Origin of the sequence: Candidatus Nitronauta litoralis (assembly GCA_015698285.1) — a bacterium.
Classification (GTDB): domain Bacteria; phylum Nitrospinota; class Nitrospinia; order Nitrospinales; family Nitrospinaceae; genus Nitronauta; species Nitronauta litoralis.
The window spans coordinates 439,955-455,592 of sequence record CP048685.1 but is presented as its reverse complement, the minus strand read 5'-3'; the positions used below and the strand labels follow the sequence as shown (position 1 = coordinate 455,592).

The window sequence follows — 15,638 nt, the reverse complement described above, 5'->3', positions numbered from 1 at the left end:
CTAATGGGTGACCCTTTTACTCTGTGAGGGCGAGGGCTCTATTTTCTTTTCAAATAGGTTTTGTTCCAAGATTTCTTCTAGAGTTTTAATTTTAGATCTGATGGCCGTTTGGCCGATTCCGAGCTTCTTTGCAGCACCCTTAATACTTCCTTCTTTTGCTGTAACCCAAAAACAATATAGGTGATGTTAGTTTATCCAGTTCATAATTGGAACGCTTTCTCAGTTTATTTAAATCAAACGTTTTAATAAATATTATCGATTTATATTGATATTGTTTTTATAGTACTATTTTGCTAGTCACTTTGAAAAAATAAAACTTAGAGATTGAGTTTGGTCGTCCAGGTCTCAAGTGGCCGAGGTGGTTCCTTCCTTACACCCCGGCCCTTCTTTTTCAGGAGACTGGATTTAAAGTTAGAGGCTTCTTGTTCTGAGAGTCAGTGCCTTTACAGCCTGAATAGAGGAGCCGTTGAGTTTTTTAAACGTGTTACGGAAATATGGAAAAGCTTGGTAGTGTGAACAATTTATAGGATGCGAAATACATATTCCTGAATTTCTCTTAGTAACATTATTTCGCCGCCCATGAGGCTTCTATGAGTAGAAATGTCCAATTATGTGGCACGGGTTGCTGTTATTTTGGCGGGTGCTCTGATTTGGTATTTTCTGAAAACTTTTTGGAGAAATTTTGGCTCTTTCGGAATCCTTAGCATTTGAGCAATACAACCGGAAATACAAAGGCTCGAGTATTCGAAAATGCGTTCTACCGGGCCGCCGGAAAATTGATGGAAAAGATAAAATTGCCAGGTCGCAAGCCTGGACCGTTGGATAATGCAGGAACCCATGTTTACTTGACGTGTTTTTGGGCGCAAGAGTTGGCCGCGCGAAAAGAGGGCGTGGTTCTTAATTAGCATTTTACTCTTGTGGCTAAGTAGCTTGAGGAAACACTGGGTGTTATTCTAAAAGAGCTGAATGCCGATTCGGCCCTCAATTAAGTGGGCTACACAAAATAACCTGACCCAAGGAATAGAATAAATGGAAGATCATAGGAGCCGGATAATGATGGGCATTTCTTTTTCATTCTTTAAAAATATACTTTTTCTTTTTATATTCAGCATTTTTATGTACCCGGTTTTAGGGGTTGCAAGCGTGATAGATGAAACTCTTAAAGGTGACTTTAAATTGGCCCAAGGAGAAATTCAGGAGGCGGAAAAACACTACGCCAAAGCCCTGGAAATGGATCCTGAAAACTGGCGGGTCCTGCGTTCTTTGGCTGAGGTCAAGTTTCAACTGAAAAAATACAAAGAAACCCAGAAATTGGTGGATCGTATTTTAGCCAAAGAAGTGATTAAGCGAAATAAAGTAATGGTTACGGTGGAGGGGGGGGCGGAACCGTTCGAAGCAGAAATTGTTGATGAAAAAGTCGTCATTGCTGACAGCCAGATAAATAAAGAAAAGAAATTAATGGATGGCAAGGCTTCTAAATCTAATAGTTATTACCGCCTCTTCAATCTTAAAACTGGACAAATGCTCCTGGTTCCACACGAGTCTACCAAAATTCAATATAAAGGGGTTCCTACCAGAGTCTATGCTTATGTGCAGGAACTGCATGCCAAAGTTGAAAATATATTAATTAGCAAAGCCAAAACAAAAGGTCCTGTGGAAATGGTGAGGCTTAAGGGCGGCTGTTTCAAGATGGGAAGCAATAATTATGCAAAATCTGAAATGCCCGTCCATGAGGTCTGTTTGAAACCATTTAAAATGGATAAGTTTGAAGTGAACCAGGCTGATTTTCAGGCGGTAATGGGGCACAATCCTTCCCGGTTTAAAGGTGCCGATCGGCCAGTTGAAATGGCTACCTGGCACGAAGCAGACGAATACTGCAAAAAAACCGGTAAACGTCTGCCGACAGAAGCAGAATGGGAATATGCCGCCCGTGGCGGAACAGATACAGAATATTACTGGGGCAACGAATTCGATGCCTCAAGATCAAATTTTTGTGACAGTTCCTGTTCCCGCAACCTTCGTTTTAAAGATAGTTCGGATGGATTCGAATACACAGCTCCGATAGGTTCCTTCCCGGCCAATCCGGTTGGACTCCATGATATGGCCGGCAATGTTAATGAATGGGTGTCAGATTGGTTCGAGATTGCATACTACAAGAATAGTCCAAAAGACAACCCTCAGGGGCCTGAGCGCTCTGACCCTTCTGAACGACGTGGAGGAGGAGTTCAAAAAACCTTTAGAGGCGGAGCCTGGCAAACAGACTCGAACAGCCTGCGTCCGGCCTGGCGCAAAGGATTTGAAACGGACTATCGTCTAGACGGCACTGGCTTCCGTTGCGCTGCTGACCTTCCCATCAAAAACTAATCCATTTGTTGTATTAGGATTTTATCTTAAATTTTGATAATTAAGGAGGAGGTATTAAGGTCCAGGAATCTCTATTGCTTTGGGTTAGGCGGTTAGGGCCAACCTACCATTCATCAAAATCGCGAATTCAACCCATAAGTGCAATTCCAGCTTATTGATCGGATTGATGATAACTTTTTTGGCAAAGGGATACCTTTTCGATGACAAGAGTTAGTTTAGAGGGAAATACCGTTTCTAATGGAGAATTAAGAATTGAATGTGAATACAAAGTCAGGCAGGCTCTTATTGTTAAAAATGTAATTGTAGTTTTATTGGACCCAAATGAAAATTTAGGAAAAGAAGAGCAGTTTAAAAACTTATTTGGTTACAATTTAGAGGGTAAACAATTGTGGGTGGCAGAATTGCCGACTTCAAAAAAAGCGGATGTTTATTATAAAATCAAGAAAAAAAGAAATACATTGTCTCCTTGGACATTTTCTTTGATTGCGTATTCATTTTGTTCCTATGAATGCGAAATTGATATTAAGACCGGAAAAATTATAAAATCTGTTTTCTATAAATAATGTAAAGCAAAGGGATCACCCATTAGCAGGCTCCGTGTCAATGGACGAACGAATCCTTTGCTCCCAATAGACTTGTCTACTGGAAGTTATTTTCTTTTAAACAGGCCGGAGCTGGTTGATGCGCATCCTGGTTTTCTTTTTTGTCGCCTCTCTTCTTAGATGCACCCACTTTGATTTGTTTTTTGGGGGAAGAAGCTCCATCTTTGGGTGTAATTCGTGTGTAATCCTGCCTGGAAATCTTCAATATCTCCCATCATTTCCCGGAACTATAGAGAAATGGTGAGATTCCAAAAGCTGAACAATATAAATGATTTAGGAAGAATCTGGAACTAAAGCAAAAACCTGAATTGAATATTTGTAATCAGTAGGTCGGGTGCGGTTTCCTTGCATCCTGTGTGTTTACGATACACAAATAAAAATAAAGGGTTTGTGGTTTCCATCGGTGGTTCATTTTGCTTTGGGTGGCAAATTTAACGGTTATAATGCAAACTCCAGAAGAAAATTAGGGTGCAGATGCATCTAATCCAACAGCAGGCCAGATTTTCCTGGGAAACCACTATTCACTTGAGTCGCGGTGAATTTTTGAGGGCGTCTAATAGAGGGAGTCCTTTGCAGAACTCGAAGATCAAAAGCAAAGGCGAGATTCTTCACGGTGTTTATCCTGAGCTTGTCAAAGGGAAATGCGGGCTCCTTAATTGTTTCCATCCAGGAAGCGCTTATGCAAAGCTCTCTACCAGAGGTTGGAAATTGGCCGGTGTGGTTCTCTTAATGGGGACTGCTTCTGTGTTTTGGGAAATCAATCAGCATGTTGCCGGGTATTCGCTGTAACATGAAATCGAACCCCTGGTGTAATAAATCCACCAGGAAGGCCGGGGGTGCTATCACCGGCTTAATAAAGGAATTTTGAAATAATGCGTTCAAAAAAAGTTGAAGGACTCGATATTCCCTGGACGGCCCTGACCCTGGGTTGTTGCCAGATTTCCCCCAGCGAAGCCTGGGGAGATGCGTGTACGGCCGAAGAAGCGGACCGTGTAGTGAAGACCGCTCTGGAGGGCGGCATCATGGCGTTTGATACCGCTGAGGGTTATGGAGATGGGGAATCTGAGCGCCGTCTCGGCAAAGCCCTGGGCTCTCGCAAAAATGATGTCATCATCGTTTCAAAAATCTGGCCAGATGCCGATTTGAAACTCGAAGAATATCAGTCGCGTCTGGAGGGTACGTTGAAAGCTCTTGGGCGGGATTATGTGGATGTGTATATGGTTCACTGGCCCGGCATGTTTTTAGACACCATGTTAAAGACCGGAAAGATGTGCGACATCATGGGTGCTCTCAAAGAAAGCGGCAAGGCCCGTACCATAGGGGTCTCGAATTTCCGGGCGAGGGACATAGGTTTGATGACAGGAAAAGCTTCAATGTTTACCGCCAATCAGGTTCCTTATAGCCTGCTCCAGCGCGAGTATGAAGGAGAACATATTAAGGAATGTGAAAAAGCCGGCATCGGTTATATGGCGTATTCACCAAGTGCCCGTGGTCTGTTGGCCGATCGGTTGGATGAAGAGGCCTTAAAGGCACAAGCCCGTCGGGAGTATTACCTGTATACGCACCCTTATCTTGGAGAATCGCAAGGTGTGCGGCGCACTGTTCAGGAAATTGCCCAGGAAATCAATACGGCCCCCATCAACGTGGCCCTGGCCTGGGTGACCCAGAAACAGAATATAATCACCGCTGTGGTGGGATCACGGAAGGTGGATCAGGTGAAGGAGTTTTGTGCCGCCGGGGATATTACACTGACTGCCGATCAACTGGACCGACTGAACGTGGAGAGCGCTGAGTTTCATATGACCACCAGCGGTATTAAGGTCTCTTGAAGAATCGAAAAGCTTTAAAGCTGAAAAAATTCAATTCTTCTGCCGGGAACTTTTCTTAATCCGGACCGTTTTACTTTTTATCAGGAATACGTAGTTCATTTCGCGCAGCGGAACCCGACATTAAATGCGCGGTTTTTGGGGTAGAGAAGAAGCCGGCTGGTCGAGGTGACCAGGTTTGCTGATACATTGAACGCGCCTCCACGGGCTACCTGCTTTTTGATTTTTTCGCTGGAGACATTGCTGTGGACCTCAACCTTGGTGGATGTCCATTCCCAGACGTTGCCCGACGTATCAAATAATCCGTAAGCATTGGGTTTCTTTTTGCCTACCGGATGGTGCCCCTCATCGTAATGCCCGCCGAACCAGACATAGGAGGCGTCTGGATTATTCCCCCAGAAATAACGGGTTCGGCTCCCGGCTTTCGCTGCTTTTTCCCATTCCTCTTCAGTAGGTAGACGTTTTCCCACCTTTTTGCAATAGTCCCGGGCTTTGAACCAGGTAACTTGTTCCGCTGGATGGTTTTCCTGTTTCCAGTAAAAGTTGTGAGGACCCATGACGTTCACGTATTCCTTCTGGGTCACTTCCCTTTCATCAATATAAAACTCATCGAGATGAGTCTTGCTGGAAGAGACGCTGGATTGAAAGTCTCCGGCAGGCACCTTCACCATTCCAGCTTCCTGACCTGACACAGGAGAGACCATCAAATTGAATCCGATGAAAAGGGGACAGAAATAAACTCTGGAAGACATGAAATAATTATGGCTTAAAATTGAAGAAGGATACAAGCTCAAACCTGATTAATTAAAAAATGTTATTTTATTATTATGAAATTTCAACACGCCATTTGCTGGATCCGTCGCGATCTGAGGCTCTCGGATCACCGTGCCCTTTATGAAGCCTGTCGTGTTTCAAAACAGGTCAGTGTGGTGTTTGTCTATGATGAAACGATCCTGAAAAAACTTAAGGACCGGGATGACCGTCGGGTTACTTTTATTTATGAATGCCTGAATGAAATTGACAAAAAGTTAAGGGACAAGGGATCGGCTTTGATCACGGTCAAGGGAGATCCCTGCGTTGAGATTCCGGAGCTGGCTGCGGAACTTGGTGTGGATGGAGTTTTTTGCAATCGCGATTACGAACCAGCGGCGAAAGAAAGAGACGAGTTTGTTGGAGATCGTTTGAAAGGTTTGGGAATATCGTTTCAAAGCTTTAAGGATCAGGTGGTATTTGAAAGGTTGGAAATAACAACCCAGGCAGGTCATCCCTTCCGTGTGTTTACTCCTTACAAAAATGCCTGGCTAAAAAAAGTGACGGAGGAAGGCTATCGGGAATATCGTCCGAACCTTAAAAAACTATCACCGTTAAAAAATATTAATAAATTTGTTAAGCCCTTTGACCTTAAATCAATTGGTTTCGAGAAAGCATCCTTATGGATTGAACCGGGCGAGCAGGAAGGTGGAAAGCGTTTCAGAAAGTTTTTGAAATGCGTGGGGCAATATAATGAGTCGCGCGATTTCCCGTTCATCAATGGAACATCCGGATTGTCTGTCCATTTAAGGTTTGGAACGGTTAGTATTCGCAAGCTTGTTAAAGGCGCTCTTGAACAAGACTCCAAAGGAGCGCAGGTATGGCTTTCTGAATTGATATGGCGTGAATTTTATCAAATGATATTAGACAGATTCCCAAGAGTGGTCGAGCAGACATTCATTCCAAAATTCAATCAGATCAAATGGTCGGGTGGTGACAGGTTTTTTAAAGCATGGTGTATAGGCCAAACAGGGTACCCCCTGGTAGACGCTGCGATGCGGCAATTCAACGCAACAGGTTGGATGCACAACCGGCTTCGTATGGTGGTGGCTTCTTTTCTTGTAAAAGACCTGCTGGTGGATTGGAGGAAAGGGGAGGCTTACTTTGCCCGTTTTCTCCTCGACTTTGATCTGGCAGCCAACAATGGTGGATGGCAATGGTGCGCTTCTACAGGGTGCGATGCTCAGCCCTGGTTCAGAATTTTTAATCCGATAACCCAGTCCACACGGTTTGACCCGGATGGAAAGTTTATCCGGGCAAATGTGCCGGAACTGAAGAACTTTTCCAATAAAGAAATTCACTTTCCATCTAAGTGCAGGAAAGAGGCCCAGCTTAAAGCAGGTTGCTTGATCGGAAAGGATTATCCTGAGCCTCTTGTGGATCATTCGACTCAACGGCTCCTTGCTCTGGACTTGTACAAGAACTTCTAAGGGGATTCCCCTGTTAACATTAAAAGATTTGTTCCCTGAATGAGGAGGGGGTAGGGGAAGAGTATGATTAATTTAGCCTTTTAAGTTTTGAAAACTGGGGGCTACAGATTGTCCCGGTTTGAGGGACCCTTTACATAAGTTGATTTCCCTTGAAAAAGGTCTAAATTTGACCTAAATTTCATTCACATCGTTAAACCTAAGAAATGGCCAGCTTACTGCAACCTGTTCGGGAAAGAAGTTTTAAGGAGAAATAGAATGTATATGAAATTTCTAGCTGCTGTATTGGTAACACTTTTATGTTCTGGATGCTTGAGTTCCATCTTTCCCGGTAAGGATAACCCGAATTCAGGGGATACCTCTGGACTGGTTTATCTGGATCAAGGTTGGGACCAAACAAATAAATTTCGAGAGCTTTCTTATTACACTCCGCAGGGTTCACACCTGATTCCCTATAAATGGTTTCTGGCTTTGGAGCAACCTGGAAATGAAAGGTTAATTCGAGATCCATCCAACATGAACCGTTTGCGGTTCCTGACACACCGACCTCAACCGGAAGAAGATGGAGCACTATATGAACAACTAAATCCGGATGGCCTGCCAGTCGGGTTTGTGAAAGATCCGCCCTTTAAAAAAGGAGCACCTGATAAAGAGGGTTGGATGGGATTCAATTGTTCCGCCTGCCACACCAATCAAGTCAATTATAAAGGCGTCGGCATTCGGGTTGATGGCGGTCCTTCAATGGCTGATTTTCAGGGATTCCTGGAAGAAGTACGCAATGCCCTCAATGCAACTGTGGCAGATAGTGCGAAATTTGATCGTTTTGCCAAAAGGGTAAACAGGGAAGACTCATCTGTTCTCAAAGAGGAGTTAAAGAAATTCACGGAAGGTTTCAATGAACTGGTTCGCAGAAACCATTCGCCTCTGCGTTACGGTTTTGCCAGGTTGGATGCATTTGGCGCGATCATAAACGAGGTCGCTAAAAATATGGGGCAACCTCAGGATATTCTTCCAGCCAATGCACCGGTCAGTTATCCTTTTATCTGGGATGCGCCAAAACTGGATTTTGTTCAATGGAACAGGTCTGTTGACAACCCGATTGCGAGAAACGCGGGAGAAGTGGTTGGTGTGTATGGAGAAATAACCCCACAGCTATCTAAACGACCTCCCTTTAAATCGAGTATACGGTTGCATGACTTGTTTAATCTGGAGCAGTGGCTGGTGAAACTGGAATCGCCAAAATGGCCGGAGGAGCATCTGCCAAAAATTGACAGGCCAAAAGCGGAGAAAGGTAAAAAGCTTTATGACCGTTATTGTAATGGATGTCACGCCAATGATTTGAGTAAAAATATGACTGACCCCAAAGAAAATTTTGCGGGAAAAACTTTCATTAAAACCAATGGAATTTACATTGAAAAAATGAGAACGGATCCGAGGATGGCTACGAACTTTGCTGGTCGGTTCTTTGAGACGGGTCCCGTAGTAAAAGCATTAATGCCGGAATGGAAAGCTGAATGCGGAAAGGTTCCGGCAGGAATGGTCCTTGGAAAATTTATCCGGGTATTAGTCGGGCCGGAATTGTTAAAACTCCCTCCTGAACAGTTTCTGGAATATACCGGCTATCGAGTAAACCCCAAGGATCCGGAAGCACCGGTTGATTGTACCAAGGCGACTCCAGAAATAAAAAAAGCCATGCTGAAAGAGGTTCTGGTGTATAAAGCGCGTCCCCTAAACGGGATCTGGGCAACTGCTCCCTATCTTCACAATGGTTCCGTGCCCAATCTGTATCAGCTCCTACTAAAAGAAAGTGAACGGGATTCGGAATTTTGCGTGGGCAGTCGAGAGTTTGATCCGGTCCATGTCGGTTTTAAATACAAACCCGATCCTCAAAAAGGTTGTGGGAATGACTTTACGTTTGATACGAAATTGCAGGGTAACCTGAACACGGGGCATAACTTCACCTCCCGTCTGGAGGAAGAGGAAAGATGGCAACTTGTTGAGTACCTGAAAACATTGTGAAGCTTGAGAGTTTTGGGATGCGTTCAACTGGCCGTTGAAAGGTTGTTGGAGTTATGAATTGACGAATCAGAAATAGCGATGTCGGAAAAAATAACTCTTCTTGGGGAGACAGACCTTGTTTAATAAAACAATCAAAATGTTCTTTTCGGTTTTTGTGGGGCTGGCCGTTATTGGTCTCAGCTCAGGTTGGGCCGCAGCAGAACTTTATTCCCATAAAATTAAACCCACCAGGCACGAAACTGTTGCAGCTGGGGAAGAAGAAAATATTAAAAAAATTGTGGAAGCTCAGGGGGTATTGCAAGGTTTACGATATAAAGACAAGAAAAAGCTCAGGAACGTTCATCCAAAGGCGCATGGGTGTGTTAACGCGGTCTTTATCATCAACAAGGATATAAAAAAAGAATATCAAGTAGGTCTTTTTTCCCGGCCTGGAGTCGCCTATCCGAATGTGAAAATCAGATTTTCAAATGCAACCACTGTGGTCAACCCGGATTTGGACCCCGCTACGGGTGCGAACAGAAGCAGAGGGATGGCCATCCAGATTCCAAATGTTGAAAAAATTACGAGGCAGAAAGTAATCCAGGTTCCGAACCATAAAGGAACCCAGGATTTTCTGATGATCAACCAGCCTGTTTTTGCTATCAAAAATATTGAAGACTATCTTGAGATCACAAACTTCCAAATTGAAGAGTTAAAAGGAAATGCGGTCAATCCAGTGAAAAGATTTGTGACAAAGGGTCTGCCGGAAAACTCCAAGCTAAGAGGGCGGGAAAGGCAAATCGTTGGTTCAATTGTTAAGGCGAAAATGGAAAGTCCATTTGATGCGCAATATTTTTCAGCATCTCCTTTTCTTTTGGGGCCTGATAAGGTAATGAAATTTTCGGCGAAACCCAAACAATGCAGGAAATCCCCGGATTACCTCCGGGAAGCTATGAGAAACCAATTTGGTTTAAATACTGGAAAGAGGGTTTGTTTCGACTTTTTGCTGCAAGTGCCAACAGACCAAAAGGATCTGGGGATAGAAGATGCTACTTTTGAATGGATTGAGGATAAATCGCTTATTGGGGAGTTTCCAGGGAAGATGAAAAAAGGGGTGCCATATGAAAAGGTCGCTGAAATTGTAATCCCGGTGCAAAACTTTGATAAGCCGGCGGCTAATACAGCTTGCGAAGAATTGGAGTTTAATCCCTGGCATTCACTGGAGGCTCATCAGCCCTTAGGTGGAATCAACAGATTACGAAATCCTGTGTATCTGGAATCAGCCCGTGGTAGAAAATAACCAATAGAAATATTAATTCCACTCTGGAGGCATTATGAAAATGCATCGCATGATATTAACTGTAGCTCTTGCCTGGATGGTTTCATTCGGAGCACCGCAAATAGTTTATTCAATGGATAAAAAATGCGTTTCGACTATGTCAAAAGAAGTAAAAGATAAAATTATTGCCATGGCGGAAAAGAGCAAGAAAGATAAAAAAGGGCTTACCATCTACCTGTCCGGTCAGAGTGTTGCGGTTGTTGTGACTGAATTAATTGGAACAGAATTAATAGTTGGAAAAAACCGGGAATATGATCAGGTAATGATTCGGGTGGATCAAATTTCAGGCCTTGCAATGAATTGACTTGATCCGAAAGCCGAGAAAATCGAATCTGCATATAAAGAAGATATTTTTTTCTTAAATTTTGTCGAGCCAGTAGACTGGTATTTTAAAGATTTTGTTCACCTGAATATTTTATTTAAAAAAATATAGGCCAGTATAAAGCAAGGGATCCCAAGCCTTAAAATGACCTTTAAAAAACCTTTTGTTCCTGCTTTTAATAAAAAGAGGATGATTGGGTTGCCTATCTTTTCGTTGACTTAAATTTTTGATACAGATTGAGGAACCCTGAATTATTTTTTCAAAGAGTTTTCCGTTCATCGTTGAATGCAGCTAAAAATATTTACATTTATTGTTGGAAAAAAGGGGCTTTTTTCGGGGTCGAATCAATTATTGGAGATAGAGACGGGTTCGTGTGGAGTGTTGCTAAACACTTTGTTTTCAATTGAATAGGGGGCATCGGTCTTTTCGTGGTACGGAGATACCTGATTGTAAGGCGTGGCGTGGATTTAAAATGGACTTTTTATGAGGCATCCCTTAGCTTTTAATTAAGAGTTAAGTTCAGAATAAGGATCAATATTTTATTGGTTCTGGGAATTATTCAAGTGGTTAAAAAATTATAAATTGAAAAATTTAAAGAGTAGTTTTTGGAAAAGTAAAATGTGATGGCATGTTGTGATGGCCCATATAAAAATCTTGAAAAAGTATTGATTTGGTCTGGAGGCAAGAATCAAAGATTTGGAGGGGACTTGTCTGCGACTGGCTGTGGATGGGGTTGCTTCTTTCCAATGCAGGTTTTTATTGATGGAGTGAAGAATTGAAAAGTCCAGAGCAAATAGATGCCCACCTTCACTGGTTTCACTGGGTGATCGTTTCCTTGTCAATAATTTTGACGATGCTTGCCTGGTGGTTTACCAAAACCCAGGTTGATGAAAAAATTGAAGGCAAATTTCGCAGGGAATCACAGCAGGCGATAGAATTGATTTCAGAAAGAATGCAGAAATATGAAGATGCGCTGTGGGCCGGAGTTTCAGCTATCCAGGCAAAGGGGGGTGATATTTCTGCGGCCGAGTGGAGAGTTTTTGAGCAAAGTTTTGGTGTGGAAGTGAAATATCCTGGTGTATTGGGTCTAGGTGTGATTTTTTACGTCCCACAGCATAAATTAAAAGGTTTTCTTGAGAAGCAAAGAATGGAGCGGCCAGACTTCCATATTCACCCTCCTCATGATGAAAAGGAGTTTTTCCCAATAACCTATATTGAACCCGTAGAGAATAATTCTAAAGCCGTTGGTCTTGATATGGTTCACGAGACCAATCGTTACACTGCAGCAAAAAAAGCACGTGACACAGGGGAAGCACAGATAACAGGCCCCATTGTTCTTGTTCAAGACGAAAAAAGAACGCCCGGTTTTCTGTTTTTTACTCCATTTTATGCCGGGGGGAAATATGAGTCTCTGGAAGAGAGGCGAAAAAATTTTATAGGAATGGTTTACGCCCCTTTTATAGCTGAAGTTTTAATGAATGGGGTGTTGATGAAGGAAGAACTCCATGTCGGTTTCAGGTTACGTGATGGGAAGGAAACTTTGTATGACCAGTTTGGTGAAAACCAAAAAGAATACGATCAGAACCCTCTCTTTAAAAAAACAATTTCAATAGACTGGTATGGAAGGAAATGGGAGTTTGATATACAAACGACCCAATCTTTTAAAAAAGCCACGGATAGCTTTCAACCCCTTACAATACTTATTGGAGGGATTATCATTGATGCATTAATCATTTTTTTGATTTTGGCGTTATCGAGAACAAATAAACGAGCTATTGATTTTGCAAATTCCATAAATAAAAAATTAATTGACCAGGCGGTTTTTCTTAAAAAATCAAATGAGGATTTGGAGCAGTTTGCCTATGTGGTTTCACATGATTTAAAAGCACCTCTCAGAGCAATCAATAATCTTTCCGATTGGATTGCTGAAGATCTAGGCGAAAACCTGGAGAGCGAGACTAAAGAAAATATTGTTACACTGAAGAACAGAGTCGCAAGAATGGAGAATCTTATTCAGGGGATTCTAAACTATTCACGAGCGGGGACGGCCGGGTCAGAGAAAATGTATTGCAATATAGAAGAAATTGTCAGTAATGCGCTTTCCCTGATGGAAGGGTACACCAATATCAGTATCGACATTGGTAAGAATATTCCAAACGTTTTCGCAGACCCAACCCAATTAACTCAGGTGTTTGTCAATCTCATATCGAATGCCATCAGGCACAGCGATGCGCCAGGAGGCAAAATAAAGGTGTCTGCAAAACAATACCAAAAAGATGAACGCTATATTGAAATTTTAGTGGCGAACGAGGGCAAGAAAATCCCACAAGAATACGCTGACCGAATATTTAAAATGTTCCAAACCCTGGAGGCACGGGATGAAAAAGAAAGTACTGGGGTGGGATTGACTATAGTGAAAAAAATCGTTGAAAACCATAGTGGCAGGGTGTGCCTACTGGACACCGCTGATTTGTTGACAACTTTTCAGGTTTTATGGCCAAAATGTTTTCAATTGGAAGCCCCATTGGCCGGGCACTAGTTGCGTTTCGTTTTTTCAAGGAGACGGCATGGTTGATTTTGGACAACTCAAATTTCTCCTGGTAGAAGATGATCAGGTCGATGTGAAAAATGTCAAAAGAGCTTTTAAAAAAAATAATATAACCAACCCGCTTTATATTGCAGGAAATGGAGAAGAAGCCCTGGAAATGCTCAGGGGGAGTAAAGACGGAGAGCCGGAAATTCCTTCGCCGCATATTATTTTGCTTGATCTGAACATGCCAAAAATGAACGGTATTGAATTCCTTCAGGAATTGCGTAAAGACCCAAAGCTGAAACCCATTTCCGTATATATTTTATCCACTTCGGATGAAGAAAAGGATATTCTAAAAGCCTATAACCTTAATGTGGCCGGGTATATTTTGAAGCCTTTGGATTTCACTAAATTCATTAAAACTATATCTACATTGGATTCATTCTGGAAACTTTGCCAATTTCCAAAAGAAATAAAACCCGAATAAGAAGTTGAGGTTATGCAAAAGTTCCTCAGAGTTAATCTGTTTTCAGAGAGCGCTGGAATTATAAAGAATAATAATACTGGTTTTCTAATCTTAAATTTTATTTGTAATGCAAATAACAGTTGATTGGGAAATATAAAAAATGTGGTTTGAGGGGAGTCATGAATAAAACCTTTAATTTATTGCTTATAGAGGACGATCAGGTAGATCGTATGTCATTCCAGCGTTATTTGAAAAAAACCACTTTATTGTACAAAGTGGATGAATATGCCCTCGGAAAACCTTGTATAGAAAGCTTTGAGGAGGGTAAATACGATATTGTATTCCTGGATTACAACCTCCCTGATATTAATGGTATGGATGTTCTGGATCAGTTGTTAAAAATTGATCCCTATTGTTCAGTTGTTTTGATGACGGGTGAAGGGGATGAACTCCTGGCGGCAAAGGCTATTAAAAGTGGGGCGGCTGATTATTTACCAAAAAAATCCCTGTCTGAAGTTGTTTTAAAGCAGTGCCTTGAAAATATTGAAATGCGCAAAGCCATGAAACTGGCGGAGCAGAGTAACAAGGCCAAAACCGAATTTCTTTCCCGCATGAGCCATGAGTTGCGAACCCCTATGAATGCAATATTGGGTTTTTCCCAGGTGTTGATTCACAATCCGGCCCAAAACTTAAGCGATGATCAGAAGGAAAGCGTTGAAGAAATACTTAAAGCGGGTAAACATTTATTATCACTCATTGATGAAGTTTTAGAGCTATCTGAAATTGAATCTAGAGAAATTACTCTTTCCCTTGAATCCATTGAAGTCAAATTGGTTTTGGAAGAAGTGTTAAAGCTTCTTAAGCCATTAGCGGATCAATTGGGAATACAAATCCAAAATGATATATCTGGAGATAAGGATTTTTGGGTGGTTGGGGATAGAGTTCGACTTAAACAGGTTTTAATGAACTTGATTTCCAACGGGATCAAATATAACCGTGAATATGGAAGAGTAAAAATTTATGGTAAAAATAACTTTCCAAATTCAGTGAAAATATTTGTTGAGGACAGTGGAATGGGGTTGTCCAGAGAAATGCAATCAAGGATATTTACACCCTTTGACCGTCTTGGGAAAGAAAATTCTGAAATTTCAGGAACAGGTATCGGGTTGACAATTTGCAAGGATCTGATGGATCTCATGAGGGGAAGCATTGAGGTTAGGAGTAAAGAGGGAGAAGGGACATGTATGATTATTGAGTTGCCAATGGGAAGAGAGGAAGACAGCTATGGAGGCGGGAGTTTGAGCGATATTGGCATGGATAGCGATGAGTTATCCGGATATAAAAAGACAGGAAGCCATAGTCTTTTGTATGTGGAAGATAATCCCGCCAATTTGAGGCTAATGGAATCAAAATTTTCAACTCGAGAGGATATTTCCTTGTTAAAAGCCTCGGATGCAAAAACGGGTATTCAATTAGCTCAAACCCACCAGCCCGACCTGATTTTAATGGACATCAACTTGCCTGGCATAGATGGAGTGCATGCTTTAAAGGAATTGAAAAAAATGGAGGAAACCAAAAATATTCCGGTTATTGCTATTAGTGCAAACGCCATGACAAAAGATATTGACCGTGCTCTTTCTGAAGGGTTTATTCACTATTTGGTCAAACCAATTGATATGGAACAATTATTGAGGGTTGTAAAACAGGAACTTGGAAGTTGAAAAGCTTATGTTTTTTATAGTCGTTGGAAAAATAATATTTTTGAAGTAAGAACAATTGGCAGGGGACATATATGCATAGAATCGAAATAGGAGCCGAGGGGAAAGACAATTAGATCTGCATGGTCTGAAAAGTGCCAACAAAAAACATCCGAGAAGGATTAAAGCCCACTCACTGCCCAAAAATTATCAGACTCTGTTTTTAACAGCTCAATTTAAAAGTGGTATTTGGTGGA

Annotated in this window: 13 protein-coding genes; 11 read left to right on the top strand and 2 right to left on the bottom strand. The window is 42.0% G+C overall.

Features of this window, described 5'->3' with window-relative positions:
• Window positions 1-144: a LysR family transcriptional regulator gene (locus tag G3M70_02025; protein ID QPJ63678.1), complete on the bottom strand. Its 144-nt coding sequence runs from the start codon at window positions 142-144 to the stop codon at window positions 1-3.
• Between the two features lie 563 nt (window positions 145-707).
• On the opposite strand from G3M70_02025, the gene G3M70_02020 reads away from it, so the two are divergent.
• The 4 genes from G3M70_02020 to G3M70_02005 all read left to right on the top strand — a co-directional run bounded on the left by G3M70_02020 (window position 708) and on the right by G3M70_02005 (window position 4,795).
• The gene (locus G3M70_02020; GenBank protein QPJ60729.1) at window positions 708-905 is read left to right on the top strand and encodes a hypothetical protein; all 198 of its coding nucleotides are present in this window, start codon (window positions 708-710) and stop codon (window positions 903-905) included.
• A 271-nt stretch (window positions 906-1,176) separates the two neighbouring features.
• On the top strand, window positions 1,177-2,364 hold the full coding sequence (locus G3M70_02015; GenBank protein ID QPJ60728.1) for an SUMF1/EgtB/PvdO family nonheme iron enzyme: 1,188 nt from the start codon (window positions 1,177-1,179) through the stop codon (window positions 2,362-2,364).
• Window positions 2,365-2,675: 311 nt separating this feature from the next.
• The gene (locus tag G3M70_02010; GenBank protein ID QPJ63677.1) at window positions 2,676-2,927 is read left to right on the top strand and encodes a hypothetical protein; all 252 of its coding nucleotides are present in this window, start codon (window positions 2,676-2,678) and stop codon (window positions 2,925-2,927) included.
• Between the two features lie 911 nt (window positions 2,928-3,838).
• Window positions 3,839-4,795 carry an aldo/keto reductase gene (locus G3M70_02005; protein ID QPJ60727.1) on the top strand — a complete coding sequence of 319 codons (957 nt, stop codon included), beginning with the start codon at window positions 3,839-3,841 and terminating at the stop codon, window positions 4,793-4,795.
• A gap of 95 nt (window positions 4,796-4,890) precedes the next feature.
• On the opposite strand, the gene G3M70_02000 is transcribed toward G3M70_02005, so the two are convergent.
• Complete coding sequence (locus tag G3M70_02000) at window positions 4,891-5,463, bottom strand: formylglycine-generating enzyme family protein (GenBank protein QPJ60726.1); 573 nt, start codon at window positions 5,461-5,463, stop codon at window positions 4,891-4,893.
• Between the two features lie 156 nt (window positions 5,464-5,619).
• On the opposite strand from G3M70_02000, the gene G3M70_01995 reads away from it, so the two are divergent.
• From G3M70_01995 to G3M70_01965, 7 genes are all read left to right on the top strand, one after another.
• The gene (locus G3M70_01995) at window positions 5,620-7,032 is read left to right on the top strand and encodes a deoxyribodipyrimidine photo-lyase (GenBank protein QPJ60725.1); all 1,413 of its coding nucleotides are present in this window, start codon (window positions 5,620-5,622) and stop codon (window positions 7,030-7,032) included.
• A 255-nt stretch (window positions 7,033-7,287) separates the two neighbouring features.
• A complete protein-coding gene (locus tag G3M70_01990) occupies window positions 7,288-9,048 on the top strand; it encodes a cytochrome C (GenBank protein ID QPJ60724.1) in 1,761 nt (586 codons plus the stop codon).
• Window positions 9,049-9,163: 115 nt separating this feature from the next.
• Window positions 9,164-10,327, top strand: a complete 1,164-nt coding sequence (locus tag G3M70_01985) for a hypothetical protein (GenBank protein QPJ60723.1) — start codon at window positions 9,164-9,166, stop codon at window positions 10,325-10,327.
• 34 nt (window positions 10,328-10,361) lie between these two features.
• Window positions 10,362-10,670: a hypothetical protein gene (locus tag G3M70_01980; GenBank protein ID QPJ60722.1), complete on the top strand. Its 309-nt coding sequence runs from the start codon at window positions 10,362-10,364 to the stop codon at window positions 10,668-10,670.
• A gap of 793 nt (window positions 10,671-11,463) precedes the next feature.
• Window positions 11,464-13,227 carry a GHKL domain-containing protein gene (locus G3M70_01975; protein QPJ60721.1) on the top strand — a complete coding sequence of 588 codons (1,764 nt, stop codon included), beginning with the start codon at window positions 11,464-11,466 and terminating at the stop codon, window positions 13,225-13,227.
• Window positions 13,228-13,255: 28 nt separating this feature from the next.
• Window positions 13,256-13,705, top strand: coding sequence for a response regulator (locus tag G3M70_01970; GenBank protein ID QPJ60720.1), 450 nt, complete (start codon window positions 13,256-13,258; stop codon window positions 13,703-13,705).
• Window positions 13,706-13,863: 158 nt separating this feature from the next.
• Entirely contained in the window at window positions 13,864-15,405 is a 1,542-nt protein-coding gene (locus G3M70_01965; protein QPJ60719.1) for a response regulator, read from the top strand.
• Window positions 15,406-15,638 lie beyond the last annotated feature (233 nt).